Annotated in this window: 24 protein-coding genes; 3 read left to right on the top strand and 21 right to left on the bottom strand. The window is 67.8% G+C overall.

Annotated elements, in window-relative coordinates:
* Positions 1–97 precede the first annotated feature (97 nt).
* The 8 genes from ABNQ39_RS10420 to ABNQ39_RS10385 all read right to left on the bottom strand — a co-directional run bounded on the left by ABNQ39_RS10420 (position 98) and on the right by ABNQ39_RS10385 (position 5,992).
* Positions 98–352, bottom strand: a complete 255-nt coding sequence (locus ABNQ39_RS10420; RefSeq protein WP_109448658.1) for a hypothetical protein — start codon at positions 350–352, stop codon at positions 98–100.
* 86 nt (positions 353–438) lie between these two features.
* Positions 439–1,035 carry a hypothetical protein gene (locus ABNQ39_RS10415; protein WP_376957496.1) on the bottom strand — a complete coding sequence of 199 codons (597 nt, stop codon included), beginning with the start codon at positions 1,033–1,035 and terminating at the stop codon, positions 439–441.
* 106 nt (positions 1,036–1,141) lie between these two features.
* Positions 1,142–1,468, bottom strand: coding sequence for a type II toxin-antitoxin system RelE/ParE family toxin (locus tag ABNQ39_RS10410; RefSeq protein ID WP_376957494.1), 327 nt, complete (start codon positions 1,466–1,468; stop codon positions 1,142–1,144).
* The gene (locus ABNQ39_RS10405; RefSeq protein ID WP_376957492.1) at positions 1,465–1,728 is read right to left on the bottom strand and encodes a type II toxin-antitoxin system ParD family antitoxin; all 264 of its coding nucleotides are present in this window, start codon (positions 1,726–1,728) and stop codon (positions 1,465–1,467) included. The genes ABNQ39_RS10410 and ABNQ39_RS10405 overlap by 4 nt, the downstream gene beginning before the upstream one ends.
* 108 nt (positions 1,729–1,836) lie before the next feature.
* Positions 1,837–2,772, bottom strand: a complete 936-nt coding sequence (locus ABNQ39_RS10400; RefSeq protein ID WP_376957490.1) for an Hsp33 family molecular chaperone — start codon at positions 2,770–2,772, stop codon at positions 1,837–1,839.
* Between the two features lie 167 nt (positions 2,773–2,939).
* On the bottom strand, positions 2,940–3,893 hold the full coding sequence (gene argF, locus ABNQ39_RS10395; protein WP_376957488.1) for an ornithine carbamoyltransferase: 954 nt from the start codon (positions 3,891–3,893) through the stop codon (positions 2,940–2,942).
* Positions 3,890–5,047, bottom strand: coding sequence for an aspartate aminotransferase family protein (locus ABNQ39_RS10390; protein WP_376959776.1), 1,158 nt, complete (start codon positions 5,045–5,047; stop codon positions 3,890–3,892). The genes argF and ABNQ39_RS10390 overlap by 4 nt, the downstream gene beginning before the upstream one ends.
* A gap of 141 nt (positions 5,048–5,188) precedes the next feature.
* Positions 5,189–5,992, bottom strand: a complete 804-nt coding sequence (locus tag ABNQ39_RS10385; protein ID WP_376957486.1) for an ABC transporter permease — start codon at positions 5,990–5,992, stop codon at positions 5,189–5,191.
* A 182-nt stretch (positions 5,993–6,174) separates the two neighbouring features.
* On the opposite strand from ABNQ39_RS10385, the gene ABNQ39_RS10380 reads away from it, so the two are divergent.
* On the top strand, positions 6,175–6,765 hold the full coding sequence (locus ABNQ39_RS10380; protein WP_376957484.1) for a regulatory protein RecX: 591 nt from the start codon (positions 6,175–6,177) through the stop codon (positions 6,763–6,765).
* 258 nt (positions 6,766–7,023) lie between these two features.
* On the opposite strand, the gene rpmB is transcribed toward ABNQ39_RS10380, so the two are convergent.
* From rpmB to hisN, 10 genes are all read right to left on the bottom strand, one after another.
* Positions 7,024–7,323: a 50S ribosomal protein L28 gene (gene rpmB, locus ABNQ39_RS10375; protein WP_012973047.1), complete on the bottom strand. Its 300-nt coding sequence runs from the start codon at positions 7,321–7,323 to the stop codon at positions 7,024–7,026.
* Positions 7,324–7,553: 230 nt separating this feature from the next.
* Complete coding sequence (locus tag ABNQ39_RS10370) at positions 7,554–8,297, bottom strand: hypothetical protein (RefSeq protein WP_376957481.1); 744 nt, start codon at positions 8,295–8,297, stop codon at positions 7,554–7,556.
* Positions 8,298–8,525: 228 nt separating this feature from the next.
* Positions 8,526–9,524 (bottom strand): methylmalonyl Co-A mutase-associated GTPase MeaB, encoded by a 999-nt coding sequence (meaB, locus tag ABNQ39_RS10365; protein ID WP_376957479.1) that lies wholly within the window; start codon positions 9,522–9,524, stop codon positions 8,526–8,528.
* A gap of 300 nt (positions 9,525–9,824) precedes the next feature.
* Positions 9,825–11,465 carry an ABC transporter ATP-binding protein gene (locus tag ABNQ39_RS10360; protein WP_376957477.1) on the bottom strand — a complete coding sequence of 547 codons (1,641 nt, stop codon included), beginning with the start codon at positions 11,463–11,465 and terminating at the stop codon, positions 9,825–9,827.
* A gap of 25 nt (positions 11,466–11,490) precedes the next feature.
* The gene (locus ABNQ39_RS10355; protein WP_376957475.1) at positions 11,491–12,576 is read right to left on the bottom strand and encodes an ABC transporter permease; all 1,086 of its coding nucleotides are present in this window, start codon (positions 12,574–12,576) and stop codon (positions 11,491–11,493) included.
* Entirely contained in the window at positions 12,576–13,685 is a 1,110-nt protein-coding gene (locus ABNQ39_RS10350; RefSeq protein ID WP_376957473.1) for a microcin C ABC transporter permease YejB, read from the bottom strand. The genes ABNQ39_RS10355 and ABNQ39_RS10350 overlap by 1 nt, the downstream gene beginning before the upstream one ends.
* Positions 13,686–13,746: 61 nt before the next feature.
* Positions 13,747–15,618 (bottom strand): extracellular solute-binding protein, encoded by a 1,872-nt coding sequence (locus ABNQ39_RS10345; protein WP_376957471.1) that lies wholly within the window; start codon positions 15,616–15,618, stop codon positions 13,747–13,749.
* Positions 15,619–15,692: 74 nt separating this feature from the next.
* Complete coding sequence (locus tag ABNQ39_RS10340) at positions 15,693–17,543, bottom strand: extracellular solute-binding protein (protein WP_376957469.1); 1,851 nt, start codon at positions 17,541–17,543, stop codon at positions 15,693–15,695.
* Between the two features lie 81 nt (positions 17,544–17,624).
* The gene (locus tag ABNQ39_RS10335) at positions 17,625–18,137 is read right to left on the bottom strand and encodes a hypothetical protein (RefSeq protein WP_376957467.1); all 513 of its coding nucleotides are present in this window, start codon (positions 18,135–18,137) and stop codon (positions 17,625–17,627) included.
* Positions 18,138–18,147: 10 nt separating this feature from the next.
* Positions 18,148–18,930 carry a histidinol-phosphatase gene (gene hisN / locus ABNQ39_RS10330; protein WP_376957465.1) on the bottom strand — a complete coding sequence of 261 codons (783 nt, stop codon included), beginning with the start codon at positions 18,928–18,930 and terminating at the stop codon, positions 18,148–18,150.
* A gap of 175 nt (positions 18,931–19,105) precedes the next feature.
* Here hisN and nudC point away from each other — a divergent pair, with 175 nt between their 5' ends.
* On the top strand, positions 19,106–20,011 hold the full coding sequence (nudC, locus tag ABNQ39_RS10325; protein WP_376957463.1) for an NAD(+) diphosphatase: 906 nt from the start codon (positions 19,106–19,108) through the stop codon (positions 20,009–20,011).
* A 128-nt stretch (positions 20,012–20,139) separates the two neighbouring features.
* Here nudC and ABNQ39_RS10320 read toward each other — a convergent pair whose 3' ends face one another.
* On the bottom strand, positions 20,140–21,006 hold the full coding sequence (locus tag ABNQ39_RS10320) for a prephenate dehydratase (RefSeq protein WP_109051966.1): 867 nt from the start codon (positions 21,004–21,006) through the stop codon (positions 20,140–20,142).
* Positions 21,007–21,089: 83 nt separating this feature from the next.
* Complete coding sequence (locus ABNQ39_RS10315) at positions 21,090–21,875, bottom strand: 3-deoxy-manno-octulosonate cytidylyltransferase (protein WP_376957461.1); 786 nt, start codon at positions 21,873–21,875, stop codon at positions 21,090–21,092.
* Positions 21,876–22,184: 309 nt separating this feature from the next.
* On the opposite strand from ABNQ39_RS10315, the gene ABNQ39_RS10310 reads away from it, so the two are divergent.
* Entirely contained in the window at positions 22,185–22,724 is a 540-nt protein-coding gene (locus tag ABNQ39_RS10310; RefSeq protein WP_376957459.1) for a c-type cytochrome, read from the top strand.
* A 117-nt stretch (positions 22,725–22,841) separates the two neighbouring features.
* Here the strand turns inward: ABNQ39_RS10310 and ABNQ39_RS10305 are convergent, their stop codons facing one another.
* Entirely contained in the window at positions 22,842–23,708 is an 867-nt protein-coding gene (locus ABNQ39_RS10305) for a DUF4743 domain-containing protein (protein WP_376957457.1), read from the bottom strand.
* Positions 23,709–23,799: the final 91 nt, after the last annotated feature.

Here is a 23,799-nt window from a genome sequence, read left to right as displayed (position 1 = left end):
TTGCCGATACGGGCGGCGGGCGGGGGCAGTTTCTGCCGCCCCCGCCGGAAGGACACTCGCCTCATGCCGCTACCGGATGGTCAACACCGGACGGCCACTACCAGACAATGGACACCGGCGGTTTGTAGGCGGAGGCGGCGAACATCTGCCGCACCGCCAGTTCCAGCTTGATCTGCGCCTCCGACTTCTTGACGAAGGACAGGTCTATGTCGCCCAGGGACTTCACCATGCAGCCGGAGCGGCTGAGATTGCGGAGCGCCGCCTGAGACGACTGCTGTTTTTCCTCGGGAATGGCTGTGATCGTGGCCGATCCCTCCGGCGGGCGGACGACGTAGAGGTCGAATTTCGGCATGGGCACCTTCCGTTCTGACGAAACGTCGGGTGCACCACCGCAAAGGGCGGGCCAACTCTTGCGCCCGGCCAACTCTTACAAAAAGGTCAGCGGCGGACCATCGGCGCCAGATCCTTGCGGATGCCGGCATCGAGGCGGGCGTTCAGGTCCTCCATCATCCGGCGGGTGATGTCGAGGAAAGTGGCCTCGCGGTCGGCCAGCGAGATGTTCTCCGCCACGGTGGTGGAGTGGGTGACGGTGGAGCGGGTCACGCCGCGGAAGCCGCCATTGCCGGTGTCCGGCACCTCGCCGGAGATCTCCACCTCGATCCGGCCGTCGTAGCGCTGGGCCTGGTCGTTGGTGAAATAGCCGGTAATGCCCTTCTTGGTGGGCAGCGCCACCTCGACGATGCTGGCGTCGCGGATGGTGACGCGCACACGGCCCGTCCCGCCGGCCGCCTGCAAGCGCTCCGCCGCCCAGCGCCGCACCGCCTCGGCCGGCGGAACCGCGGAGCGGTCCTCCACATGCTTGCCGCCGACCGGGCGGTAGGCGTCGACCACGTCGATGGTGCCGGCATTCAGAACGATCGGCCCGAAATTGGCGAAGTCGACTGGACGGGGCGCCGGCCGCGGCGGCGCGCTCTGGCAGGCGGCGAGCAGGAGGGTGGCCATTCCGGCGGCAAGGGTGAAGCGGCGCGACAGCATGGGGGCTCCGGGTGAGGGAGGGTGGGTGGGCAAGTGCGGCGGCACTATAGCCGCCAAGGCGGAGGGGTGCATCCCGCCTATTCCGGTGAGCGCTTTTGGGAGTGCTTCAACCGTCCACGGCATCGCGCGGCAGGTCGCCGAGCAGGACCGGCAGGTCGCGGGCGCCATGAAGGATGCGCACGATCAGCGGCGGCCGGCGTTCGGAATTGTAGACGACGATATAGGGAAAGCCGGTCAGGCTGACGAAGCGATAGGGCGGGTCGGCCAGTTCCAGGCGCTGCGTTCCGGCCAGGGGATGAGCGCCGATGCGGTGGGCGGCGCGGGCCATGGTATCGCGCAACGCACGGGCGGCGCCGGGATTGTCCTGGGCGATCCAGCGGATTGCCGCCAGCAGGTCGCGGCGGGCCGCCGGCGACAGAGCCACGGCGGTCATTGGCTGCGGGAGTCGCTGCCGGGGTCGATGATCCGGTCGATCTCCGCCAGCATGTCGTCCATGGCGACGCTGCCGTCGCGGTCGGCCTCGGCCTCGGCCTGGAGCAGCATGGCGTTGAAATTTCGCCGCCGCTCCTCGGCATCCTGCAGCAACCGCAGCCCGGAGCGCACGACTTCGCTCACATTGTTGTATCGCCCGCCTTCGACACAGTCGCGGGCGAAGCGCTCCAACTCCGGTGTGAGATGCACATTGGTCGCCATCGCCGTCCTCCCTATGAAGGGTTCATGTCAAAGATTGACATAGAGTATGGGCGAGGGGAGCGCAAGCGGCCGGCCGGCGCCTTTCGGCAGCGGCCGGTCCTGCTCTGGTTACGCGCCATACACGCGGTCGAGATCCGCGTCGGTGAAGTGGTAGTCGGTCGAGCAGAATTGGCAGGTCACCTCGACCCGGCCGTCGTCGATCTTCAGCTCCTGCACCTCTTCGCGGGGCAGGCTGCGCAGCATGGTCTCCACCCGCTCGCGCGAGCAGCGGCAGCCGAAGCGCAGCGCGTTGCCCTCATAGACCCGCACGCCGTCCTCGTGGAACAGGCGGTAGAGCAGGTCGGCGGCCGGCAGGTCGGTCGACAGCAGCTCGTCGCCGGACACGCTGGCCATCAGCGCCATGGCGCGGCGCCAATCGTCCTCGTCGTCCGACGCGGTCAGGCCCTGTTCCTGCGGCAGGCGCTGGACCATGATGCCGCCGGTCCGCCAGGGGCCGAAGGAGCCGTCCGGCAGCGCCGCCCGGTCGACCGAGACGGTCAGGCCGGTGTCGATCTGCTCCGACTGGCGGAAGTAATGCTGGACGCAGTCGGTCAGCGTCTTGCCATACAGCTCGACGATGCCCTGGTAGCGGTCGGTGTCGGGACCCTGGTCCACCGTGAAGGCGATGTAGCCCTTGCCCAGCAGGGCAGCGGCCGGGGCGATGTCGACGTCCCGCTCGGCCTTGGCCAGCGCTTCCGGATCGAACTGGGCATAGGCGCGCACGTCGCCGACCGAGGTGACGTCGGCCACCATCAGGCTGATCGGCCCGTCGCCCTTGGTCTGGAGCGTGAAGATACCCTCGTACTTCAGCATGCTGGCGAGCAGCACGGCGAGCGTCGCCGTCTCCGCCAGGAAGCGGGCGACGGTGGGCGGATAGTCGTGGCGGGTCAGGATCTCGTCGATCGCCGGTCCCATCTTGATGATGCGGCCGCGCAGGCGCGACGCCTCGATCTGGAACGGCAGGACGAAATCATCGGTGAGCGGGCGGACGGACGGATCGTCCATAGGGCAGATTCCTTAAGACAGAGACCGGTTATGCAGGCGTAGGGCCGAAGATCGGGGTGCGGGGGGGCCGAATCAAGATCGGTAGAGCACCCATGCGAATTTGGCCCTCTCCCGCGGTGGGGAGAGGGCCAATCGAAGCGTCGACTGCAGGGATCGGGCGTGGACGGTCAGTCCAGAACGCCCATGCACCAGCCGAGGATGGCCTTCTGGGCGTGCAGGCGGTTTTCCGCCTCGTCCCAGACCACCGAATGGCGGCCGTCGATCACGCCGTCGGTCACTTCCTCGTTCCGGTGGGCCGGCAGGCAGTGCATGAACAGCGCCTCGGGGTGCGCGTGCGCCATCAGCGCCTCGTTCACCTGATAGGGGGCGAGGATCGCGGCGCGCTCGTCCACGTCGGTGTTGTGCATCGAGGCCCAGGCGTCGGTGATGACGCATTCGGCCCCGCGCACCGCCTCTTCCGGGCTGTCGGTGACGACCAGACGGCCGCTGCCCTCACGCTCGGCCCAGGCCAGCAGCTCCGGCGACGGGCCGTAGACGGTCGGGCAGGCCAGACGCAGCTCGAAGCCGAAGCGGACGGCGGCATGCGCCCAGCTGACCGCGACGTTGTTGCAGTCGCCGATCCAGGCGATGGTCCGGCCGTTGATCGGACCGCGATGCTCCTCGAAGGTCATCAGGTCGGCCATGATCTGGCAGGGGTGGGTCTGGTCGGTCAGGCCGTTGATGATGGGCACGCTGGCGTGGGCCGCCAGCTCATGCACCCGCTCCTCGCCGGTGGTGCGGACCATCACCGCATCGACGAAGCGCGACAGCACTCGGGCGGTGTCGCCGATGGTCTCGCCGCGGCCGAGCTGCATGTCGTCGGGCTTCAGCACCACGACATTGCCGCCGAACTGCTGCATGCCGACCTCGAACGACACGCGGGTGCGGGTCGAGGGCTTCTCGAAGATCAGGGCCAGCGAGCGGCCGGCCAGCAGGGTGGAATGGGCCAGCCGGTCCTTCTTCAGGTCGGCCTTGATGCGGACGGCATGGTCGAGCAGGCGGCGCAGGGTGGCGCCGTCCATCCGGTCGATGTCGAGGAAATGCCGAACCGTGCCGTTGGCGGTGTTGTTGTCGCCGTTCATCCCACGCACTCCTGCGCCGTCCGGTCGAGGATCCCGACGGCTTCGTTCACTTCGGCTTCGCCGATGTTCAGGGGCGGCAGCAGCCGCACCACATTGTCGCCGGCCGGAACCGACAGCAGGCCGTTGGCGCGCAGCTTCGCCACCACCTCGCCGACCGGCTGGCCCAGCTTGAGGCCCAGCATCAGGCCCTGGCCGCGCAGCTCCAGGAACATCGACGGATGCCTGGCGATCAGCTCCTCCAGACGGCCGCGCAGCAGGGCCGAGGTCTTCTGCACGTCGTCCAGGAAGCCCGGCGCCAGAACGACGTCCAGCACGGCGTTGCCGACGGCGGTCGCCAGCGGGTTGCCGCCATAGGTCGAGCCGTGGGTGCCCGCGGTCATGCCGGACGCCGCACGCTCGGTCGCAAGGCAGGCGCCGAGCGGGAAGCCGCCGCCGATGCCCTTGGCGACGCACATGACGTCCGGCGCGATGCCGGCCCATTCATGGGCGAACAGCTTGCCGGTGCGGCCCATGCCGCACTGGATCTCGTCCAGGAACAGCAGCAGGCCATGCTCGTCGCACAGCGCACGCAGGCCGCGCAGGAACTCCACCGAGCCGGCACGGATGCCGCCCTCGCCCTGGATCGGCTCGACGCAGATGCCGCCGGTGGCCGGCGTGATCGCGGCGCGCACGGCGTCCAGATCGCCGAACGGCACCTGATCGAAGCCGTCCAGCAGCGGGTCGAAGCCATGCACCAGCTTCTCCTGCTTGGCGGCCGAGATGGCGCCCAGCGTGCGGCCATGGAAGGCCTGCTCGAAGGTGATGATGCGGTTCTTCTGCGGGTTGCCGCTGTCATAATGGTACTTGCGGACGGCCTTGGCGCCGCATTCCCACGCTTCCGCACCGGAGTTGGTGAAGAACACCGTGTCGGCGAAGGTCACCTCGGTCAGGCGCTTGCCCAGGCTCTCCTGCCCGGCGACCCGGAACAGGTTGGAGGTGTGCCACAGCTTCTGCGCCTGCTCGGTCAGCTTCTCAACCAGATAGGGATGCGCGTGACCCAGGGCGTTCACCGCGACGCCTGCGGCGAAGTCGAGGAATCGTCGCCCGTCGGTCGCGTAGAGATACGGACCTTCACCGCGCTCGAAAACAACATCGGCGCGGGCGTATGTGGGCATAACGACGGGGATCACGGCTTTGGTCTCCCAAAAAAGGAAAATCCGGCGGCCAATGCCTGACCGCCGGGAACGGCAAATATCCGGGGATTGATGGGTTCTGTCAACGGACAGGGGTGAAAAAGCGCTGTTTTCGCAGCGTCTTCACGCCTTAAGCTTGTAGCCGGTCTTGAACATGCGCCAGGCGAGCCACCACAGACCGATATTCACGCCCAGCATCACCGCCACGCCCAGCCAGCGCGCCCCGTCGGACACCCCGATGAAGCCGTAGCGGAAACCGTCGATCATGTAGAAGAACGGATCGAAATGGGCGACCCACCAGAAGACCGGCGGCAGGGTGTCGACCGAATAGAAGGTGCCGGACAGGAAGGACAGCGGCGTCACCACGAAGTTGGTCACCGCGGCGATGTTGTCGAACTTCTCCGACCAGACGCCGCCGACCAGACCCAGCAGCGCCAGCAGCATCGACGCCATCACCGCATGGAAGATGACGAAGCCCGGATGCGGCATGTGCATCGGGATCACCGCCCAGATGGCGAGACCCGTCACCAGACCGACCACGACGCCGCGGGTGACGCCGCCCAGCACGAAGCCGCTGACCAGTTCCATCGGCGACAGCGGCGGCATCAGGATGTCGACGATGTTGCCCTGGACCTTGGCGATCACGACGGAGGAGGAGGTGTTGGCGAAGGCGTTCTGCACCATCGCCATCATGATCAGGCCGGGGGCCAGGAACTCCAGGTAAGGCGTCGGGCCGACCATCCGCACCGCCGCCCCCAGCGACAGGGCGAACACCGCGTAATAGAGCAGCGTCGTCACCACCGGCGCCCAGACGGTCTGCTGGTGCACCTTGATGAAGCGCCGCACCTCGCGTGCATAAAGCGTCCACAGGCCGATCCAGTTGACGGAACCGACATTGCGCGGCATGGGAGGAAGGGGAAGGGTCATCGCGTCACGATCTGCCTTTTGGGAACCGGCACCCGCGGTTTCGGCCCCCCTGGGGGAGCCGGGTGAGGGCCGGAACTGTTTCGCCAGGAAAGGGCGCCGGGTAGGTCACGGACCGCCAGTAAGGCCACGGACTGTACGTGCGGCCCGCCCATCCGGCAACCGCCGCCGCCGAAGGGACTGCCATGAACACCGACGATAAGCGTTCCGTTCCCCCCGCCCGGTCGCCGGCGAGAAAGCCGCCGAAGCGGGTCACGCCGCAGTATCTGGAGAACGCGGCGCTGTATTATCTGGAGCGCTTCGCCAGTTCGACATCCAATCTGCGCCGGGTGCTGATGCGCAAGGTCGACCTGTCGGCCAAGGCCCACGGCACCGACCGCGAGGAGGGGGCCCGCTGGATCGACGAGTTGGTGGCGCGCTATGTCCGCAGCGGCCTGCTGAACGACGAGACCTATGCCCGGATGCGCACCGAAAGCCTGCACCGCCGCGGCGCCTCCACCCGGCTGATCGCCCAGAAGCTGGCCGGCAAGGGCATCGGCCGCGACGAGGCCGACAAGGCGCTGGACAGCCTGCGCGAGGATGTCGGGCCGGACTTGGATTTGACGGCGGCGCTGGCGCTGGCGAAGCGGCGCCGTCTGGGACCCTACCGGCGGCCGGACCAGCGCGCGGCGCAGCGGGAGAAGGACATGGCGGCGCTGGGGCGCGCCGGCTTCGGCTATGAGATCGCCCGGCGGGTGGTGGATGCCGAGGATCCGGACGGGCTGCTGGAAGAGTAGGGCGCCAGCCGATGAAATGTTGAAGATGGAACGGCGTGGAACATCTTTCCGGAGATGTTCCATGGTTCACATCGCAAGAAATGAGAGGCCCGGAAACAGCAGGCCCTGAAATGACGAAACGCGCGGCACCCTTTCGGATGTCGCGCGCCGCTCTCTTACCGGGAGTCGGAATCGTCCTGTACGCGTCCTAACTTCTTCAGCGGAGCGGCAAGCGCCCCGCGTCAGCACACCAAACGCGCCCCAGAATCGGGGAAGCGATCAGGCCGCGGCCTGCTGCTTCTCCTGCGCCTTGGAGATCCGGCGCTTGATGCGACGGGCATCCAGGCTCAGCACCGCGTCCTTCGCATCGAGCAGGAAGGCGTCGAGGCCGCCCTTGTGCTCGATCGAGCGGATCGCGTTCACCGAGAGGCGCAGACGCACCAGCTGACCCAGGCTGTCGCTGAGCAGCGACGTTTCCTGGAGGTTCGGCTGGAAGCGGCGACGATTCTTGTTGTTGGCGTGGCTGACGTTGTTGCCAAACTGCGTGCCCTTGCCGGTCACGGAGCACCGACGTGCCATCGGACTGTTCCTTTATTTTAGCAAATGAAACCCGGTAACGGACGGCCCGCCGCCCGAAGGAGGCCGCTATATAGTCGAACAAAAGCGCCGTCGTCAAGCCTGTCTTCAAACCGGGAACCGCGATGAAACCGTTAAAGCCCGAGTCGTCGCGGTATTGTGGAGAGTCGAAGCGCGGCGGCCTCTTCGATCCGACGAAGAGACGAGCCGCGCCAATCTTGTGCCGACGGGTGTCAGTTCACGGTCGGCGAGGTCTTCGACGCCGGCTTGGCGGCCAGCGGCTTGCCGGGGCGGCGCTGCGCCGGCTTGGCCACCGCCTTCGCCTCGGCGGCGATTGCCGCGGCGGGGGCGGCCGTCTCGGCCTTCACCGTTTCGACCAGTTCCTTCACCGGAACCTCGACCGAGTCGGCGGCCGGAGCGGCAACGGTGGCGGCGACCGGAGCGGTCTCCGCGGCAACAGCCGGAACAGGGGCCGGAACCGGGGCGGCCTGCGGAGACTCGACGGCCGGAGCCGGGGCGGCGATTTCGACCTTCGGAGCCTCGACCTTCGGGGCGGCAATCACCGGGGCCGCCACCGGTGCCTCGACCTTCGGGGCCGGGGCGGCGACGGGGGCCAGGGTGGGGGCCGCCACGGGAGCGGCCAACGGGGCAGTCTCCGCGGCCGGGGCCGGCAGGGCGGTGATCTCGGCGGCGATCTTGGTGGAGACGTCCAGGAAGCCCTGCACGCTCTCGGTCACGCGGGCCTGGGTGGTGGACAGCCAATCGCGCTGCAAGGCCGCCAGATCGGCGGCGTTGCGGGCCTTGCCCAGCCCGGCGGCCAAGCGGCTGGCGTCGTTGACCGAGGCGGTGACGCCGTCGAACCAGCGGCGGTAGCCGTCCTGCACCAGCGTGGCGACGCGGGCGGACTTGGCGGCAGTGGTTTGGGCGTTGGTCTTGAACAGGGTCAGGACGTTGGCGGGGGTCGGCTGAGCGGTCATGGCGTTGTCTCCCGTAGAGCAAGGCATATTGGCGGAAACGGAAAGGCCGCTCCGGCGTAACCCCAGGAGACCGCGGGCACCCCGGCCCAAGCGACGAAGGCGAACCGACAAAGTCGAATCGGCGCACGTCGCCCCTTTCCCGCCCGGTGCAGAATAGCCCTACGGTTGGTGCGGTGCAACGGATTTGTTGCGGTGCAACATAAGCTGAACGGGTTATGCCCCGTTGGATCAGGCGGTTTCCGTCCGGTCGAGGAAGCGCCCGAGAAGGGTGTGGGCTGCCGCCGCCGGGATGGTGGTTCCGGCGGTCACCTCGGCCTCGAGTCGCGCCAGATCGGCCCGCACCGCCGGATGGGCGCGGAAACGGTCGATCAGCGTCTCACGGATCTCGCTCCACAGCCAGGCGCGGGCCTGTTCCGCCCGGCGGGTGGCGCGGGCGCCGTTGGCCTCGGTCAGCGCCTTGTGCTCGCCGATGGTGTCCCAGATCGTGTCGATGCCGATCTTTTTGAAGGCCGAGCAGCTGAGAACCGGGACCCGCCAGTCGCCATGGCGCAGCAGGGTCAGCGCATGGCGGTAATCGGCGACGGTGTGGCGGGCGGTGGCGGCGAGATCGCCGTCGGCCTTGTTGACGACCACGAGGTCGGCCAGCTCGACGATGCCCTTCTTGATGCCCTGCAACTCGTCGCCGCCGGCCGGCAGCAGCAGCAGCATGAACAGGTCGACCATGTCGGCGACCGCGGTCTCCGACTGGCCGACGCCGACCGTCTCCACCACGATCACGTCGAAGCCGGCGGCCTCGCAGACCAGCATCGCCTCGCGGGTGCGGCGCGCCACGCCGCCCAGCGTCGCACCGGCGGGGGAAGGGCGGATGAAGGCGTCGGGATCGCGCGACAGGTCGACCATCCGGGTCTTGTCGCCCAGGATCGAGCCGCCGGTGCGCTGCGACGACGGATCGACCGCCAGCACCGCGACCTTGTGCCCCAGCCCGATGACATGCAGCCCGAACGCCTCGATGAAGGTCGATTTGCCGACCCCCGGCACGCCGGAGATGCCGAGTCGCACCGAGTTGCCGGTATGGGGCAGCAGCGCCGCCAGCAGCGCCTCGGCGGTGACGCGATGGTCGGCGCGCGTCGATTCGATCAGCGTGATCGCCCGTGCCAGCGCGCGGCGGTCGCCAGAGCGGACGGCTTCGGCGAGGCGGGCGGCGTCTTGCGGGGCGGAGTCGGTCATGGCGGCGGCGCGTCGGTCTTGTGCGAGGGGAGCGGTACCCTACCCGAGGGAGCGGTTCGGGATAAAGCCCTTGGCACGGTGGCGGGTTGTCCCGGACGCTGTGGTTCCGGTGCGTGGCTTTTCCACGGATTTCACGGATTTAGACACGGATTTCACGGATTTTTTTGAACTTAGCGGCGCTTCGGCCCTTCACGAAGGGGGGCGGCCTTGGGCCGCGACATCCGTGAAATCCGTGTCCCAATCCGTGAAATCCGTGGAAATCTTGTCCGCACCTCCCGCGCCCAAGGAATCGCACGCACCCTACGTCCGCACCGCCGGCGACTCCACCGCCTCCAGGTTCAACGCGGCGGCGAGCAGGGCGCGGGTGTACTCCTCGCGCGGCTCCTCGAAGATGCGCTGGGTCGGTCCCTGTTCGACCACCTTGCCGTCCTTCATCACCATGACGTGGCTGGACAGCGCCCGCACCACCCGCAGATCGTGGCTGATGAACAGGTAGGCGAGGTTGTGGCGGGCCTGGATGTCGCGCAGCAGGTCGACGATCTGCGCCTGCACCGACATGTCGAGCGCCGAGGTCGGCTCGTCCAGCACGACGAATTTCGGCTTCAGCACCAGGGCGCGGGCGATGGCGATGCGCTGGCGCTGGCCGCCGGAGAACTCGTGCGGGTAGCGGTTGCGCGCCTCGGGCGGCAGGCCGACCTCCTCCAGCGCGCGGGCGACCATCGCCTCGCGTTCCTTGGCGTCGCCGATGCCGTGGATGCCGAGCCCCTCGCCGATGATCTGGCCGACCGACAGGCGGGGCGACAGGCTGCCGTAGGGGTCCTGGAAGACGATCTGCATCTCGCGCCGCAAGCCCCGCAGGCGCTTCGGCTGCCAGCCCTGGATGTCGGTGCCGTCGAAGCGGATGGCGCCCTCGCTGGCGTGTAGCCGCAGCAGGGCGAGGCCCAGCGTCGTCTTGCCCGAGCCCGATTCGCCGACGACGCCGACGGTGTGGCCGCGGCGGACCGCGACATCGACGCCGTCCACCGCCTTGATATGGCCGACGGTGCGGCGCAGCAGTCCCTTCTTGATCGGGAAATGGACCTTCAGCCGGTCGGCGGCCATCACCTCCGCCGCATCCTCGGGGGGCGACAGCGGGTTGCCGCGCGGCTCGGCCGACAGCAGCTTCTTGGTGTAGGCGTGGCGCGGGCGGATGAACAGGTCGTCGACCTTGGCCTGCTCGACGATCTCACCCTGGTTCATCACGCAGACGCGGTCCGCCATCTTGCGCACCACACCGAGATCGTGGGTGATCAGCAGCAGCGCCATGCCGAAGCGGCTTTGCAGATCCTTCAGCAGCGCCAGGATCTGCGCCTGGATGGTGACGTCGAGCGCGGTGGTCGGCTCGTCGGCGATCAGCAGGTCGGGCTCGTTGGCGAGCGCCATGGCGATCATCACGCGCTGGCGCTGGCCGCCCGACAGCTCGTGCGGGTAGGCGGTCAGCCGCTTTTCCGGGTCGGGCAAGCCGACGAGGCGCAGCAGCTCCAGCGTGCGGGCGCGGGCGGCGCTGGTCGACAGGCGCTTGTGCAGGAACAGGGTCTCGTTGATCTGCCGCTCGATGCTGTGCAGCGGGTTCAGCGAGGTCATCGGCTCCTGGAAGATCATGGCGATGCGGTTGCCGCGCACCTGCCGCAGGGTCCGCTCCTCCGCGCCCAGCAGTTCGGTGTCGCGGAAGCGGATCGAGCCGGCGGGGTGGTGCGCCATCGGGTAGGGCAGCAGCTGCAGGATCGACAGCGCCGTCACCGACTTGCCGGAGCCCGATTCGCCGACGAGCGCCAGCGTCTCGCCCTTCTGGATGTCGAAGGACACGCCCTTGACCGCCTGGGTCGCGCCGGCGCCCGAGCGGAAATCGACGCGCAGGCCCCGCACGGACAGCAGGTCGGGGTTGGGGGGCATCAGGCTCATGTCGGGCTCTTCACGGTCGTCATCGTCATTCCGCCGCTTCCTTGCGCGCCGCGGTGGCCGCGGCGGCCTCGCCGGGCAGCGCGGTCGACATCTGGGCGATGGTCTTGCGCGGGTCGAAGGCGTCGCGCACCGCCTCGCCGATGAAGATCAGCAGGCTCAGCATGATCGCCAGCACGAAGAAGGCGGTCAGGCCCAGCCACGGCGCCTGGAGATTGGCCTTGCCCTGGGCCAGCAGCTCGCCCAGCGACGGCGAGCCGGGCGGCAGGCCGAAGCCGAGGAAATCCAGCGCGGTCAGGGTGGTGATCGAGCCGTTGAGGATGAAGGGCATGAAGGTCAGCGTCGCCACCATGGCGTTGGGCAGCACATGGCGCACCATGATGGTCACGTCGCCGGCCCCCAGCGCCTTGGCCGCGCGCACGTAATCGAGGTTGCGCGCCCGCAGGAACTCCGCCCGCACCACATGGACCAGGGCGGTCCAGGAGAACAGCAGCAGCAGGCCGAGCAGCCACCAGAAGGTCGGCGTCACCACGCTGGCCAGGATGATCAGCAGGAACAGGGTGGGCAGCCCCTGCCAGATCTCGATGAAGCGCTGGAACAGCAGGTCGGTCAGGCCGCCGAAATAGCCCTGGACCGCGCCGGCCGCGACGCCGATGACCGACGAGAAGAGGGTCAGCACCAGACCGAACAGCACCGAGATGCGGAAGCCGTAGATCAGCCGCGCCACCACGTCGCGCCCCTGGTCGTCGGTGCCGAGCCAGTTGTCGGCCGACGGCGGGGCAGGCGCCGGGACCGGCAGGTTGTAGTTGATGGTGCGGTAGCTGTAGGGGATCGGCGGCCAGACCATCCAGCCCTTGGCGGCGATCAGGTCGCGGACATAGGGGTCGCGGTAATCGGTCTCCGTCTCGAACTCGCCGCCGAAGGTGGTCTCGGGGTAGGTGTGGAAGACCGGCCAGTAATAGTGGTTCTCGTATTCGATCAGCAGCGGCTTGTCGTTGGCGATGAACTCCGCCCCCAGCGAGACGGTGAACAGCACCAGGAAGATCCAGAAGGACCAGAAGCCGCGGCGGTTCGCCTTGAAATTGGCCAGCCGGCGCCGGGTCAGCGGAGTCATCACACCCTCCGCGAGTCGAAGTCGATGCGGGGATCGACCATCACATAGGTGATGTCGCCGACCAGATTCATGATCAGCCCCAGCAGCGTGAAGAAATAGAGCGTGCCGAACATCACCGGATAGTCGCGGTTGATTGCCGCCTCGAAACCCAGCAGCCCCAGCCCGTCGAGCGAGAAGATCACCTCGATCAGCATGGCGCCGGTGAACAGGATGCCTATGAAGGCGCCGGGGAAGCCGGCGATGACGATCAGCATGGCGTTGCGGAAGACATGGCCGTACAGCACGCGGTTCTCGGTCAGGCCCTTGGCGCGCGCGGTGGTGACGTACTGCTTGCCGATCTCCTCCATGAAGGAGTTCTTGGTCAGCATGGTCAGGCCGGCGAAGCCGCCGATCACCATGGAGAACACCGGCAGCGCCATGTGCCAGAAATAGTCGAGCACCTGTTTGTACCAGGGCAGGCTGGCCCAATTGTCCGAGACCAGCCCGCGCAGGGGGAACCAGTCGAAATAGCGCCCGCCGGCGAACACCACGATCAGCAGCACCGCGAACAGGAAGCTGGGGATGGCGTAGCCGACGATGACGACGCCCGACGTCCAGACGTCGAAGGGCTGGCCGTCGCGCACCGCCTTGGCGATGCCCAAGGGGATGGAGACCAGATAGACGATCAGCGTCGTCCAGATGCCGAGCGAGATCGACACCGGCATCTTTTCCAGCACCAGATCGACCACGCGGCGGTCGCGGAAGTAGCTGGTCCCGAAATCGAACACGATGTAGTTCGACATCATGTGGATGAAGCGTTCGTGCAGCGGCTTGTCGAAGCCGAACTCCTTCTCCAGCTGCTTGATGAAGGCGGGGTCCAGACCCTGGGCGCCGCGATACTTGCCGCCGCTGTCGCCGCCGGTCTGGTTCTGGCGCTGGGCGGCGTTGGCGTCGCCGCCGGCGCTGCCGCCGATGCGCGAGGTCGCTTCCACCGCGGTGCCCTGGACGCGGGCGATCATCTGCTCGATCGGGCCGCCGGGGGCGATCTGCACGATCAGGAAATTGATCACCATGATCCCGAACAGGGTGGGGATGATCAGCAACAGGCGGCGGATGATGTAGGCCAGCATCGCGGGTGTCCCGACCCTCCCCAGTCTTCTAAGGAAACGACAGCTTAGACCAGACTACAGGTCACGGTCCCGTGCGGCGTGCGCTGTTGGCCAGCTTGGCGTTCTTGTCGGCATCGATCCACCAGCTGTCCGGGAAGCCCAGGCCGTACTTTGGGGCAACCGTGGGATGGGAGAAACGGTTCCAATAGGCGACGCGGTACACCGTGTCGTGCCAGTGCGGGATGACGTACCAGTTCCACAGCAGCACGCGGTCCAGCGCCCGCGTCGCGGCGATCAGCGCCGGGCGGTCGGGGGCGGCGATCAGCGTCTCCACCAGCTTGTCGATGGCTGGGTTCTTGATGCCGATCGAGTTGCGGCTGCCGGGCTGGTCGGCGCGCGAGGATTCCCAGTAATCGCGCTGCTCGTTGCCGGGCGACAACGACTGCGGGAAGCGCTCGATGATCATATCGTAATCGAAATTATCGGTGCGGTTCTGGTACTGCGCGCTGTCGACCACACGGATCTGCGCCTCGATGCCAGCGCGCTCCAGATTGCGGACGAAGGGCTGGACGATGCGTTCCATGTCGGCCTGGACCAGCAGGAACTCGAAGCGGAAGGGCTGGCCCTGCGCATTCACCAGCTTGCCGTTCTTCAACTCCCAGCCGGCGTCTTTCAGCAGGCCCAGCGCGGTGCGCAGGTTGCCGCGGATGTTGCCGCTGGCGTCTGTCTTCGGCGGCTCGTAGGGCTTGGTGAAGACCTCGTCCGGGATCTGGCCGCGGAAGGGTTCCAGCAGCTTCAGTTCCTCAGGGGACGGCAGGCCGGTAGAGGCCAGTTCGGTGTTGGCGAAATAGCTCTTGGTGCGCTGGTACAGGCCATAGGACAGGTTGGCCCGCGTCCATTCATAATCGAACAGGTAGTTCAGCGCCTCGCGCACGCGGCGGTCCTGGAAGACCGGGCGGCGGATGTTGAAGACGAAGGCCTGCATGCCCTGCGGGTCCTCGTGCTTGATTTCCTCCTTGATGATCTGGCCGTTCTGCACCGCCGGAACATTGTAGCCGGTGGTCCAGTTCTTCGACGAATTCTCCAGCCGGAAATCATAGGCGCCGGCCTTGAACGCTTCGAACGCCACGTCGAGGTCGCGGTAATAGTCGTAGCGGATGCGGTCGAAATTGTAGCGGCCGCGGTTGATCGGCAGATCCTTCGCCCACCAGTCCTTGACCCGCTCATAGGTGATGGCGCGGCCGGCCTGCACGTCCACCACCTTGTAGGGGCCGCTGCCGATCAGCGGGTCGAGGGTGGTGGTGGCGAAGTCGCGGCTGGCGAAGGCATGCTTGGGCAGCACCGGCAGCTGGCCCATGATCACCGGAAGCTCGGGGTTGTTGCCATCCCGGAACGAGAATTTGACCGTCCGCTCGCCGGTCTTCTCCGCCTTCGTCACGTCGGCGTAATAGGTGCGGTAGAGCGGGTGGCCCTTTTCCTTGAGCGTGTCGAAGCTCCAGATCACGTCGTCCGCCGTGACCGGCTGGCCGTCGTGGAAGCGGGCCTCCGGCCGCAGGGTGAAGGCGACCCAGGTGCGGTCGGGAGCGACCTCGATGCTTTCGGCCAGCAGGCCGTATTCGGTGATCGCCTCGTCGCCGTTGCTGGTGGTCAGGGTCTGGAACACCAGCCCGGCCCCGGCGGCGGCCTGCCCGCGCAGGATGAAGGGGTTCAAATTGTCGAAGCCGCCGAAGGCCATCAGCTTGACCTCGCCGCCCTTCGGGGCGTCGGGATTGGCATAGTCGAGATGCTGGAAGTCCGGCCCGTATTTCGGCTTGCCGTGCAGGGCCAGGGCGTGGCTGCCCCCCGTCTTGCCCTGGTCCTGAGCCGAGGCAGGGGATGCCGGCAGAAGTGCTGCCGCCATCATCAACGCTGCCGCCGCCATACCGGTGCCCAGCCACCGCATCCGACCCGTCATGCCCGATCCCCTCCCTCGCTTGTTTTCCCGAAAAGCGTTCAGACCGATGGAGTTAGCGCCGCAATGGGGCGTCATCAAGGCTGCGCCGCCTTGCCGGCCGGATCGACCCACCAGGTCGCCGGGAAATTGGTGCTGCGATAGTCCTGATCGTATTTCGGCCAGACCGCGGGATGGGCCAGCCACGCCTTGTGGGCGACCCAGCTTTCCGGGTTGTGCCATTGCGGCACCATGTAGAACCCCCACAGCAGCACGCGGTCGAGCGCGCGGGTGGCGGCCTGCACCGAGTCGAGATCCCTGGCGGTCAGCGCCTTCTCGATCAGCGCGTCGGCCACCGGGTCATGGATGCCGGAATAGTTGGCCGATCCCTTGAGGCCAGCGGCGGCCGAGCCGAAATAGCCGCGCAGTTCGGTGCCCGGCGGGGTGAAGAAGGCGAGGTTGACGATGATCGAGTCGAAATCGAACTCGTCCAGCCGCGCCTGATACTGCGCGGTGTCGACCAGACGCAGGGACGCGTCGATGCCGACGCGGCGCAGGCTCTCGACATAGGGCTGGATGACGCGGGTCAGCGCGCCGGTGCCGTCGAGGAACTCGATGGCCATCGCCTCGCCGGTCTTGCCGTTGGTCAGCTTGCCGTTGCGGACCTCCCAGCCGGCCTCCTTGAACAGGCGGGTCGCCTCGCGCACCTGGGCGCGGTTGTTGCCGCTGCCGTCGGTGGTCGGCAGGGTGAAGGGCTGGGTCAGCAACCGTTCGGACAGCTGCGGCTTGAACGGCTCCAGCAGGGCCAGTTCCGCCGGGCCGGGCGGGCCCTTGGCGCCGAAGTCGGAGTTGGGGAAGTTGCTGAGCGTCCGCTTGTACTGGCCGTACAGGATGTTCTTCTGGATCCAGTCGAAATCGAACAGCAGGGCCAGCGCCTCGCGCACGCGCGGGTCGGCGAACTTGTCGCGGCGGGTGTTCAGGCGAAAGCCCTGGGCGCCCAGCGGCAGTTCGCTCGGCACCTCCAGCTTCCGGACGCGGCCGTCCTTCATGGCCGGGAAGTCGTAGCCGGTGGTCCAGCGCTGCGCCCGGTATTCGCCGCGGAAATCATAGGCGCCGGCCTTGAACGCCTCGAACATCACGTCGTCGTCGCGGTAGAAGTCGTCCTTCACGATGTCGAAATTGTAGAAGCCGCGCGCGGTCGGCAGATCCTTCGCCCACCAGTCGGCGACCCGCTCGTAGGTGATGGAGCGGCCGGCATCGACCGTCTTGATCCGGTAGGGGCCGCTGCCCAGCACCGGCTCCAGCGTCGTCTTGGAGATGTCGCGACCGTTCGACGTCCACCAATGCTTGGGCTGCGGCGAGAAGGTGGTGGCGAAGTCGATGATCGGCTTGATCTCCCCGGTGCCGGTCAGGGTGATCTTGAAGCGGCGGTCGTCCAGCGCTTCCACCTTGGCGGTGCGGTCGAGGAAGGACTTGATGAAGGGCGCGCCATGGGCCTGGATCGCGTCCCAGGTGAAGACCACGTCGGCGCTGGTGATCGGCGTGCCGTCATGCCAACGGGCGCTCTGGCGCAGCGTGAAGACCGCCCAGCCGTAATCGTCCGGCACCTCGACGCTTTCCGCCATGTGGGCGTAGGCGGCGTCCAGTTCCCAGCCGGACCCGACCATCAGCGTGTCGGAGATCAGCCCCAGCGTGCGCGGCCGCACCCCGCGCAGGATCAGCGTGTTCAGGCTGTCGTAGGTGCCCGGTTGCGATTCGGCCAGCCCGACCGACCCGCCTTTCGGCGCATCGGGATTGACATGGGGGAAATGGGTGAAGCCGGGCTGGAACTGCGGCTCGCCGAACTGCTTCAGCGCGGTGACGGTCCGGGTGGCGGCCTGCGCTGGCGTCAGGATCGCCGGCGCGGACAGGGTCAGGATCGTGGCGGCAATGGCGAGAAGGCGGCGCATCGGCGGTCCTGTGTGGGGAGCGGACGTTCTGGTTAGATTGCCACGCCCGCTTCCCGGTCAAGCGCAATTCCGGTTCTCAGGTCAGTTGCTTCGCGCCGTGCGCCAATGGTCGGCCATGCGGTCCATCAACTGGCGATAGCGGCGGTCGGTCCGCATCAGCCTGCGCACCGACTTTCCGTTGCGCGGGTCGGCCAGCATCCAGGCCTCCGCCGCCGCCTGATGCTCGGGATGGATCGACAGCAGATAGATCGCCGCCTGTTCCGGGGACGTAATGACCGTCTCCCGCATCCCCTCCAGGATGGCGCCGACATAGAGCGGCAGGACCTTGCGGAAATCCTCCGGTCCGCCGTCGGCCTTGCCCTCGGCCTCGGCGAGGTCGGGGGAAGCACCGCCGTCGGCCATCAGGGCGCTGCGTTCGGCCGCCGGCAGGGCGAAGAAGGCGTCGAGCCCGAGCAGCAGGTCGCAGACGGTTTTCTTGCGCACCATCCAGTTCGACCCGCCCGACACCCGTGCCGCCAGCCCCTCCAGAAAGGGCCGCAGCTTTTCAGGGGACGTTTCGAAAACGGAACGGGCGGGAGGGGCGATGGCGGTCATGTCTGGTCCCTCAGCCGGCCAACGTCGCCATGGCGTCCCGGTGGGTCTGGGCATCGCCGGCGGCGATCACCCGGCCGGTGGAGTTGGCGTCGAGCGGCTTGCCCTCCCAATCCGTCATCAGCCCGCCGGCCCCGGTCACCACCGGCACCAGCGCCGCGAAATCGTACAGCTTCAGCCCCGACTCGACGACGAGGTCGTAATAGCCCGACGCCAGCAGGCCGTAGCTGTAGCAGTCGCCGCCGTAGGACGCCGTCTTCACCTTGGCGGCGACGCGGCGGTAGGCCTCGTAGTCGCTGCCGGGGAACAGGTCGGGCGAAGTGGTGCCGAACATGGCGGCAGGCAGCCCGCCGGGGCAGGGGCGCACGCGCACCGGCTGGCCGTTGTGGGTGGTCGGGCGGCCTTCGACGCCGATCCAGCGGTCGCCGACGATGGGCTGGTCGATGATGCCCAGCACCGGGCGGCCCCGGTGCAGCAGGGCGATCAGCGTGCCGAAGATCGGCCGGCCGGTGATGAAGGACTTGGTGCCGTCGATGGGGTCGATCACCCACACCCATTCGGCGTCCAGGTTCTTGGTGCCGTGCTCCTCGCCATAGATGCCGTCGTCGGGGCGCTGGCTTTCGATGATGGTGCGGATGACGTGCTCGGCCTCGCGGTCGGCGATGGTGACCGGCGAGGCGTCGGCCTTGTCGTCGATGGCGACGGGGGTGCGGAAATAGCGGCGGACCACGCTGCCGCTGGAGTCGGCCAACCGCTGGGCGAGCGCCACCATCGGGGCGGGGCAGGGTTCGGTCATGGTCGCTCCTTGAGACTTTTGTCGATAGGGTTGCCGCATCCTAACGGCGCGGGTCCGCTGCGAAAACCCGAAAGGCTCCCGCTGCCGCTTGAGGGGAGGTCGCGGTTTCCGCCGGGCAGACCCTTCGCCGCTGGGGCTTTGCGCCCGGCCCGGCTTGTGGCAGCCTCGACGGGCCATGACGAACCGACCCAACATCTATGCCGCCGCGCCCATCGACCGCGCCTCCCTTCGCCGCAAGGACGAGGATTGGCTGACGGAGGCCTGGCTCGCTCCCGCCTCCCGCGTCCTGCCGATCTGGCAGACCAAAAGCTTTGTCGCCGGTCCGGAGGACGCGCCCCGCGCCGTCCTGCTGCCGGCGGAAGGGCTGGACGCGGTGCCGATCTTTCTCGGTCTGATGGATGGCACGCCGGTGTTCACCGTCGACCTGTCGATGGTCGAGGACCCGGACGCGCTGCCGGCCCTGCGCGGCCATGGCCGGTTCGAGGATCTGCGCGTCACCGGCCCGCTGATGCCGGAAGGGGAGGCGGCGCTGTGCGCCTACGCCCGCGGCATGGTGTGGTGGAACGCCCGCCACCGTTTCTGCGGGGTCTGCGGCTCCCCGGCAGCGACGGCGGAGGGCGGGCATGTGCGGCTTTGCACCAACCCCGACTGCGCCACCCACCATTTCCCGCGCACCGACCCGGCGGTGATCATGCTGGTCCATGACGGCGGCGACCGGGCGGTCCTGGGCCGGCAGAGCCGGTTCCCGCCCGGCATGCATTCGGTGCTGGCCGGTTTCCTCGAACCGGGCGAAAGCCTGGAGGACACCGTCGCCCGCGAGGTGTTCGAGGAGGTCGGGCTGACGGTGACGGACATCCAGTACCGCTCGTCGCAGCCCTGGCCCTTCCCGTCCTCGCTGATGCTGGGCTTCACCGCGCGGGCGACCAGCTTCGACATCGACACCGGCAACGACGAGCTGGAAAGCGCCCGCTGGTTCGACCGCGACTTCCTGCGCACCCACACCCCGGACGAGAATTTCCGCCTCGCCCGGCCCGACTCGATCGCCCACCGCCTGATCCGGGAATGGATGGCGGAGGGGTGAGGAATCAGTGGATGAACAGCTTCACGAAGATGCCGATCTGAAAGGCAAGGACGAAGCCGAGCATCCACTTCATCAGGTTCATGTCGGACTTTAGCGTTCCGACATCGTCATCCCGTTTGCTTAAGGCCTCAGTCCTCGCCGACGCGCTGGCTTTCCTGATAGCGGAAGGGGTTGGCCGGATAGACGCCCAGGATCTTCACCTCGCGGGCGAAGAAATCCAGCTCCTCCAGGGCGAGGCGCAACGGGCGTTCGTCGGGATGGCCCTCGACGTCGGCGTAGAACTGGGTCTGGGTGAAGTGGCCGCCGACCATGTAGCTTTCCAGCTTGGTCATGTTGATGCCGTTGGTGGCGAAGCCGCCCAGCGCCTTGTAGAGCGCGGCCGGCACGCTGCGCACACGGAAGACGAAGGTGGTGATCGTCTTGCAGGAGCCCTGCGCCGGCAGTTTCGGCTCGCGCGCCAGGATCAGGAAGCGGGTGGTGTTGTGGGTGGCGTCCTCGATCCCGCTCTTCAGGATATCCAGGCCGTAGATCTCGGCGGCGAGAGAGGAGGCGATGGCGGCATGGCGCGGGTCGTTCATCGCCGCGATCTCCTTCGCGGCGCCGGCCGTGTCGGCATGGTTGATCGCCTGCAGGCCCAGGCCGCGGATAGCGGTCTGGCACTGCGACAATGCCTGGATGTGGCTGCGCACGGTCTGGATGCTGTCCAGCGTGGCCCCCTTCGGCGCCAGCAGCTGGTGGTTCACCCGCTGGAAATGCTCGCCGATGATGTGCAGGCCGCCTTCGGGCAGCAGATAGTGGTTGTCGGCGACGCGGCCGGCGATGGAGTTCTCCACCGGGATCATCGCCAGCGACGCCCGTCCGTCGCGCACCGCGGAGAAGGCGTCCTCGAAGGTGGCGCAGGGCATCGTCGTCATGGTCGGCCGCGCGTTGCGGCAGGCCAGATCGGAATAGGCGCCGGGGAAGCCCTGGAAGGCGATGATGTTGGACGTGCCCATGAGCGGAATTCCCCCGGCGGATCTTAAATATGAGATCGATATATCAGGTGTGGCCCAGCCTTACGGCCGGATGTCATCGAGTTTCAGCCGGCCTGACGGCCGGTGAGGAGGGCGCAGGCGCGCTCCAGATCGGCGGGAGTATCGACACCCAGCGGAACCGCGTCAACGACCGCCGCGTCGATGCGCATGCCGTTCGACAGGGCGCGCAGCTGCTCCAGCCGCTCGCGCTGCTCCAGCACCGAGGGCGGCAGCGACACGAATCGCTCCAGCGCCGCCCGGCGGTAGGCATAGAGGCCGATGTGGTGGTAGAGCGGCCCGTCGCCGGTCGGCGCGGTGGCGCGGGTGAAATAGAGCGCGCGGCCCTGGCGGGTTCCGGCCGGCAGTTCCAGCACCGCCTTCACCACATTGGGGTTGGTCCGCTCCTCCTCCCGCGTGATCTCGGCGACCAGGGTGGCGATGTCGACCTCCGGGTCGGCCAGCGGGGCGAAGGCGGCGCGCACGCTCTCCGGCTCGATGGTCGGCAGGTCGCCCTGCACATTCACCACCGCATCGTGCCGCCCTTCCGGGTCGATCAGTTGCAGCGCCTCGAAGATGCGGTCGGAGCCCGAGGGATGGTCGGGGCGCGTCAGCACCGCGGTGCCGCCGGCGGCCTCGACCGCGCGGGCGATCTCCGGCTCGGCGCAGGCGACCACCACCGGGCCGATCTCCGCCTCCATGGCGCGGCGCAGCACATGGACGATCATCGGCGCGCCGAGGATGTCGGCCAGCGGCTTGCCGGGCAACCTGACGGAGGCCATGCGTGCCGGGATCACCACGACCGGGTTGGCCGGGCGGGCGACGGAGTTGCTGGCGGGGGCGTTGGTCGGCATGGCGCGGAAACTCCGGTGGGAAGGTCCGGTCAGATCACGGATCCGTGACATAACTGGCGCGGGTGAACCACGGACGCCGGGGCGGCGTCAAGGCCCGCAGAGCCTGCCTTCCCGCTGTTTTGCGATGCAGCGTAATGCGCAAGCAAATTAAGTGGTTGGTGACTGCGACAAATTTGTATGCGACCTTTTTTCGCGGTCCGCCGGGCTATGACAAGCTTCGGACCGCGGGCTATGGTAGCCGCGGCGCGTTCAGCCGCGGGCGGGAGAAACGCCGAGTGTACTGAAATCAGGGAACAAAGGGGCTCATCAATGAGCATGGAGTGGAACAAGGTTTTCGGTGCCGTGCTGCTGGCCGGGCTGATCGCGATGCTGGCCGGATTCGCGTCCAAGGTGCTGGTTCATTCGAAGCCGCTCGAAAAGAGCGTCTATGTCGTCGCGACGCCCGAGGGGGCCAGCGCGCCCGCCGACAAGGGTGCCGCTCCCACCGGTCCGGCGCCGATCGCGCCGCTGCTCGCCGCCGCCAGCCCGGAGGCCGGTCAGAAGGTCGCCAAGGCTTGCGCCGCCTGCCACAGCTTCGACAAGGGCGGCGCCGCCAAGGTCGGTCCGAACCTGTTTGGCGTCGTCGGCGGTCCGAAGGGCCACATGCAGGGCTTCGGTTACTCCGACGCGCTGGTCAAGACCGGCGGCACCTGGACCTATGACGAGCTGAACAAGTTCCTCTATGACCCGAAGGCCTACGCCCCGGGCACCAAGATGACCTTCGCCGGCCTCAAGAAGGACGACGACCGCGCGGCCGTCGTCGCCTACCTGCGCTCGCTGGCCGACAGCCCGCAGCCGCTGCCCCAGTAACCGGTTCCAGCATCAGGGTACCGGGCGCCGCCGCGGCCGGAAGAAAACGGCCCCGCTCTCGCAAGAGGGCGGGGCCTTTTGTTTGTCCGGAGTCGTGCTCGACCGGGCGCGCCGGGCCTACCGCCGCAGGCTGCGGGCGATCTCCAGATAATCGGGGTCGTTTTCCGGCGTCAGCCAGCCGTGGCGGATCAGGAAATCGGCCACCACCAGGGTCACGTTGAACTTCCAGTCGCCGGTGCTGCGCACCGACTCCGCCACCTTGTCGAGCGGCCAGAGGTCGAAGCTCTCCACCTCGCCGTCGGTGTTGACGGGGGTGAGGCCGGGCGGAAGCTCCAGATCGTAGACGAACAGGCGGTCGCGCTTCAGCCCGGCCGGCGTCTCCATGGTGTAGCTGATGGCGCCGACCGGCACGGCGCGCCGCGCGGTCCCGGCGTCGAGCCCGGCCTCCTCGGCCGCCTCCTTTTCCAGATTCTCCGCCAGGGTCAGGCCGATGGGCTGGCCGCCGGCGATCAGGTTGTCGAGCTGGCCCGGTGCCACCTCGCGGTCGCTGGCGCGACGGCCGACCCACAGAAGCAGGCCGCCGGCCCCATTGCCGGCGGCTTCGTCGCGGACGAAGCCGTTGATGTGCAGGCCATAGGCCTCGATCCCGAAGGCGCCGACGGCGGCACGGTCCAGCCGGGCCAGCGGCTCCGCCCCCCAGCGCGGCAGGACCGGGTAATATTCGCCGCGCAGCGCCTTGACCGTTCCCTGTTCCACCAGATAGGCGGCGGCATGGTCGAGCAGGGTGGAGCGCGCCTCGAAATCCCGGATCTCGGGCGCGATGGTCAGCCGGTCGGCGGTGACGACGAAGCCGGGATCGACCTCTGGCAGCGCCTCGGCCAGGGCATGGCGCACCCAGCCCACGGTGTGGCCGTCCAGCTCGAACGGGCGGAAGCCGGACAGGTCGTGCGCGTTGCACGCGCGGATGTGATCGAGGAAGCTCATACCGTCCATCTAAGCGGGGCGGACGGGCCGGTGCAACCGCTCATCAAGGGCATGGGCCAGAGCAGTGCGCACCCTCGTATTTTTGGACATC

It is taken from the genome of Azospirillum sp. A26, assembly GCF_042604635.1.
Lineage (GTDB): Bacteria > Pseudomonadota > Alphaproteobacteria > Azospirillales > Azospirillaceae > Azospirillum > Azospirillum palustre.
This window is presented reverse-complemented; position numbering and strand designations above follow the sequence as displayed.

What these genes read in the sequence shown, in the direction of transcription:
- ABNQ39_RS10410 (WP_376957494.1), bottom strand. Translation starts at nt 1,468, where the DNA reads ATGACCGCCGTGGCTCTGTCGCCGGCGGCCCGCCGCGACCTGCTGGCG.
- ABNQ39_RS10345 (WP_376957471.1), bottom strand. Translation starts at nt 15,618, where the DNA reads ATGACGGGTCGGATGCGGTGGCTGGGCACCGGTATGGCGGCGGCAGCG.
- ABNQ39_RS10420 (WP_109448658.1), bottom strand. Translation starts at nt 352, where the DNA reads ATGCCGAAATTCGACCTCTACGTCGTCCGCCCGCCGGAGGGATCGGCC.
- ABNQ39_RS10315 (WP_376957461.1), bottom strand. Translation starts at nt 21,875, where the DNA reads ATGCCGACCAACGCCCCCGCCAGCAACTCCGTCGCCCGCCCGGCCAAC.
- ABNQ39_RS10310 (WP_376957459.1), top strand. Translation starts at nt 22,185, where the DNA reads ATGAGCATGGAGTGGAACAAGGTTTTCGGTGCCGTGCTGCTGGCCGGG.
- ABNQ39_RS10405 (WP_376957492.1), bottom strand. Translation starts at nt 1,728, where the DNA reads ATGGCGACCAATGTGCATCTCACACCGGAGTTGGAGCGCTTCGCCCGC.
- rpmB (WP_012973047.1), bottom strand. Translation starts at nt 7,323, where the DNA reads ATGGCACGTCGGTGCTCCGTGACCGGCAAGGGCACGCAGTTTGGCAAC.
- ABNQ39_RS10355 (WP_376957475.1), bottom strand. Translation starts at nt 12,576, where the DNA reads ATGACTCCGCTGACCCGGCGCCGGCTGGCCAATTTCAAGGCGAACCGC.
- ABNQ39_RS10385 (WP_376957486.1), bottom strand. Translation starts at nt 5,992, where the DNA reads ATGACCCTTCCCCTTCCTCCCATGCCGCGCAATGTCGGTTCCGTCAAC.
- ABNQ39_RS10320 (WP_109051966.1), bottom strand. Translation starts at nt 21,006, where the DNA reads ATGGGCACGTCCAACATCATCGCCTTCCAGGGCTTCCCCGGCGCCTAT.
- hisN (WP_376957465.1), bottom strand. Translation starts at nt 18,930, where the DNA reads ATGACCGAACCCTGCCCCGCCCCGATGGTGGCGCTCGCCCAGCGGTTG.
- ABNQ39_RS10380 (WP_376957484.1), top strand. Translation starts at nt 6,175, where the DNA reads ATGAACACCGACGATAAGCGTTCCGTTCCCCCCGCCCGGTCGCCGGCG.
- ABNQ39_RS10350 (WP_376957473.1), bottom strand. Translation starts at nt 13,685, where the DNA reads ATGCTGGCCTACATCATCCGCCGCCTGTTGCTGATCATCCCCACCCTG.
- meaB (WP_376957479.1), bottom strand. Translation starts at nt 9,524, where the DNA reads ATGACCGACTCCGCCCCGCAAGACGCCGCCCGCCTCGCCGAAGCCGTC.
- ABNQ39_RS10340 (WP_376957469.1), bottom strand. Translation starts at nt 17,543, where the DNA reads ATGCGCCGCCTTCTCGCCATTGCCGCCACGATCCTGACCCTGTCCGCG.
- ABNQ39_RS10390 (WP_376959776.1), bottom strand. Translation starts at nt 5,047, where the DNA reads ATGCCCACATACGCCCGCGCCGATGTTGTTTTCGAGCGCGGTGAAGGT.
- ABNQ39_RS10305 (WP_376957457.1), bottom strand. Translation starts at nt 23,708, where the DNA reads ATGAGCTTCCTCGATCACATCCGCGCGTGCAACGCGCACGACCTGTCC.
- ABNQ39_RS10400 (WP_376957490.1), bottom strand. Translation starts at nt 2,772, where the DNA reads ATGGACGATCCGTCCGTCCGCCCGCTCACCGATGATTTCGTCCTGCCG.
- argF (WP_376957488.1), bottom strand. Translation starts at nt 3,893, where the DNA reads ATGAACGGCGACAACAACACCGCCAACGGCACGGTTCGGCATTTCCTC.
- ABNQ39_RS10370 (WP_376957481.1), bottom strand. Translation starts at nt 8,297, where the DNA reads ATGACCGCTCAGCCGACCCCCGCCAACGTCCTGACCCTGTTCAAGACC.
- nudC (WP_376957463.1), top strand. Translation starts at nt 19,106, where the DNA reads ATGACGAACCGACCCAACATCTATGCCGCCGCGCCCATCGACCGCGCC.
- ABNQ39_RS10360 (WP_376957477.1), bottom strand. Translation starts at nt 11,465, where the DNA reads ATGAGCCTGATGCCCCCCAACCCCGACCTGCTGTCCGTGCGGGGCCTG.
- ABNQ39_RS10335 (WP_376957467.1), bottom strand. Translation starts at nt 18,137, where the DNA reads ATGACCGCCATCGCCCCTCCCGCCCGTTCCGTTTTCGAAACGTCCCCT.
- ABNQ39_RS10415 (WP_376957496.1), bottom strand. Translation starts at nt 1,035, where the DNA reads ATGCTGTCGCGCCGCTTCACCCTTGCCGCCGGAATGGCCACCCTCCTG.